Consider the following 2,952-nt stretch of genomic DNA (forward strand, 5'->3'; position numbering starts at 1 on the left):
AGTCAAGAGTTTCTCGGGATTTTGATCTCCCTCTTTTGTCTGTTTCCCGCTCTATGGTTGCTTTCTTCATCCCTCTCTCAAACTGGGGGTGAACCAGGTCGCGTGAATCGACCTTGACTCAACTTGCGAAACCTGATAGGATCATAGCGTGATCTCAGGGAGAGGTTAAGATCGGGGGACGATTGAGATGAAGAGGGAAAAGGGAAAATATGACGTTATAGTCGCCGGTGGAGGATTAGCGGGGATCTGCGCCGCTATCGCCGCCGCCAGGCACGGATGTTCCGTCGCCCTCATCCAGGACAGACCCGTCCTGGGTGGCAACTCCTCAAGCGAGATAAGGGTGAACGTCGGAGGAGCCTCGCATAGCTTCAGAAACGCCAGGGAGACGGGTATCATCGAGGAGCTGCTCATCGAGGATAGATACAGAAACCCGTTCCCCATGGTCAACGCTCATATAAGCTCGATATGGGATATGATCCTCTGGGAATGGGTCACAAAGGAGGAAAAGCTCGATCTCTATCTCAACACCTCCGCCAGGAAAGCATTGATGGATGGGAATCGGATAGTGGGCGTGAGGGCCTTCCAGCTCGGGACGGAGAGGGAGTTCGAGTTCAGGGCGAAGATAGTCGTGGATGCCACAGGCGACGGCGCTGTGGCGTTTGACGCGGGAGCCGACTACAGGATGGGCAGGGAAGCTCGGGATGAGTTCAACGAGAGCCTTGCCCCCGAAAAAGCCGATAACTACACTCTGGGAAGCTCCATAATGTTCAGGGCGCGGGATATGGGCAGGCCGGTTGAATTCGAGCCTCCACCCTGGGCCTATGATTTTCCCACGGACGAGGATCTCCCCTTCAGAAACCACGGCAGGATAAGCGGGGGGTTCTGGTGGATAGAGTTCGGCGGAATGCTGGATACGATCGAGGATAACGAGAGGATAAGGGACGAGCTATGGAAACTGGTCTTCGGCGTGTGGGATCATATCAAGAACCACGGTGACCATGGCGCCGAAAACTACGCTTTGGAGTGGGTCGGCTTCATCCCGGGAAAACGCGAATCCAGGAGGTTTATGGGGGATTACATCCTGACACAAAACGATGTCGAGGAGGCCGTGCTCTTCGAAGATAGGATCGCATATGGCGGTTGGCCCATAGATCTGCATCCGCCTAAGGGGATTTACGAGTCCGGCAAGCCCGCCGTCCTTCATAAGCTGAAACAGCCATATAGCATTCCCTATCGGTGCATCTACTCCAGAAACGTCGAAAACCTGATGATGGCCGGGAGAAACATATCGGTGACGCATGTGGCGTTGGGGACGACAAGGCTGATGGCCACCTGTGCCGTGATAGGACAGGCGGCGGGCACCGCGGCTTATCTGTGTAAGAGATATGATACCACCCCTAGGGGAATCTACGAGGGTCACATCCATGAGCTTCAGCAGCTACTCCTCAAAGATGATTGCTACATCATCGAGATGCGAAATGAAGATCCGGATGATTTGGCCCGAGGGGCGAAGGTGCGAGCATCAAGCCATATGGGACCGAAATACAGCCCGGAGAACGTCATAAACGGTATATCAAGACCTGTGGGGGATGAGATGAACATGTGGGCTTCCGATCCAACGATGGGCGTGCCCCAGGAGATAGAGCTCGAATTCGAAAATCCCGCTCCCGTGAACGCCATCTATCTGACCTTCGACACGAACCTCGATAAGCTTGTGGAGTCAGGGCCCGCGCCCGAATGCGTCAGGGATTACGAACTCTCATTTTTCGACGGTGAAAGGTGGAGACACCTCGTGAAGGTGAGCGGCAACTACCACAGACGTAGGATACACAGATTTGAGACCGTGAGGATCTCCAAACTACGGCTGAGGATTACGAAGACCAACAGCGATAGATCAGCCAGGGTATATGAGATCAGGTGTTATAATGAACGCTCTTATTTCCCTTGAGTGTAGCGGTTATCCATGAGGAGGAACGAGGAGAAGGGAAATCCGTTGCACGTTCAACGTTTAACGTTGTAACGTTTTCCACCCCCGGTTCCTCGTTCCTTTTCATCCTGAGAAATAAGCACTTCTGACCCTCTCAGATCTCTGCTACACTTAGCGATAATATGAGCGATAATGAATAGGCGGCATCTCTTCTTGGATCACCAGCACCATCTGTGAGGACCACGAGGGCCGAATCCTCCTCTGGCTCCTCGACCCGCCTTTAATCTGCCCCACGGGCCGAATCCCATTCCAGGTCTGGCGCCCCATCTTCTCATAGATAATCCGGTGCCGATCTGTCTGATCTGATCCGGAGTGAGCAGCTTCCTTATCTCCAGCCTGTGTTTAAGAGAGATCTCGTAGAGCTGATCTCTCAGATCCTTAACCTCCGCGAACTTGGCAAGTATCTCTTCTTCGCTTGCCTCGGGATCGGTCCAGAGATCTCGCAGTTCGATCAATTTGGCCTGAAGTTTGCCGCGGATCTCGGCCGTCTCGGAGAGGAACTTAGACCTGAGCTCCTCGATCTTCTGCCTCTGTTCATCGGTAAGCGTAGACCAGAATCCCATGCCGGGGCCGTACCCATAATGATAGCCTCCTCCCATCATCATCGGCCCTGCCCCAAATCCGGACCCCCATCCTCTAAATCCCCAGGGTCCGGCATATGCTATAATCCCCGCGGCGATCAGAGTTGCCGCTATCGCCGTTATCGCCAAAACCTTTCCTTTCATCTCACCAACCTCCATCTCAAAGTGATCTTCATCTTTAAAGACGAAAGTTGTAGGGATATATTCCATCGCTCTTATTTCCCTTGAGTAGGGGCGAAAGATTTTTCGCCCCATTGGCTTTACAAAAGGGGTCATCTCTGTTAAAGTAAGAGCAAATCCAAAAGAAGAGGTGACCCCATGGATAGGATATCTCAAATAGAAGAGAATAGCGGAAGCTGACAGGGAGTCACTTTGTCAATATCC

At 52.8% G+C, this 2,952-nt stretch carries 2 protein-coding genes; one reads left to right on the top strand and one right to left on the bottom strand.

Going from position 1 to position 2,952, the window contains the following annotated elements; translation table 11 throughout:
- The first annotated feature begins 187 nt into the window (after positions 1 to 187).
- Positions 188 to 1,948 carry an FAD-dependent oxidoreductase gene (locus J7M22_07565; protein MCD6506471.1) on the top strand — a complete coding sequence of 587 codons (1,761 nt, stop codon included), beginning with the start codon at positions 188 to 190 and terminating at the stop codon, positions 1,946 to 1,948.
- Between the two features lie 197 nt (positions 1,949 to 2,145).
- On the opposite strand, the gene J7M22_07570 is transcribed toward J7M22_07565, so the two are convergent.
- Positions 2,146 to 2,712: a Spy/CpxP family protein refolding chaperone gene (locus tag J7M22_07570; protein ID MCD6506472.1), complete on the bottom strand. Its 567-nt coding sequence runs from the start codon at positions 2,710 to 2,712 to the stop codon at positions 2,146 to 2,148.
- Positions 2,713 to 2,952 lie beyond the last annotated feature (240 nt).

The organism is Candidatus Poribacteria bacterium (assembly GCA_021162805.1).
Taxonomy (GTDB): Bacteria; Poribacteria; WGA-4E; order B28-G17; family B28-G17; genus JAGGXZ01.

Excerpts from the sequence above, each read along its gene's own strand:
- J7M22_07570 (MCD6506472.1), bottom strand. The coding sequence starts at position 2,712 with ATGAAAGGAAAGGTTTTGGCGATAACGGCGATAGCGGCAACTCTGATC.
- J7M22_07565 (MCD6506471.1), top strand. The coding sequence starts at position 188 with ATGAAGAGGGAAAAGGGAAAATATGACGTTATAGTCGCCGGTGGAGGA.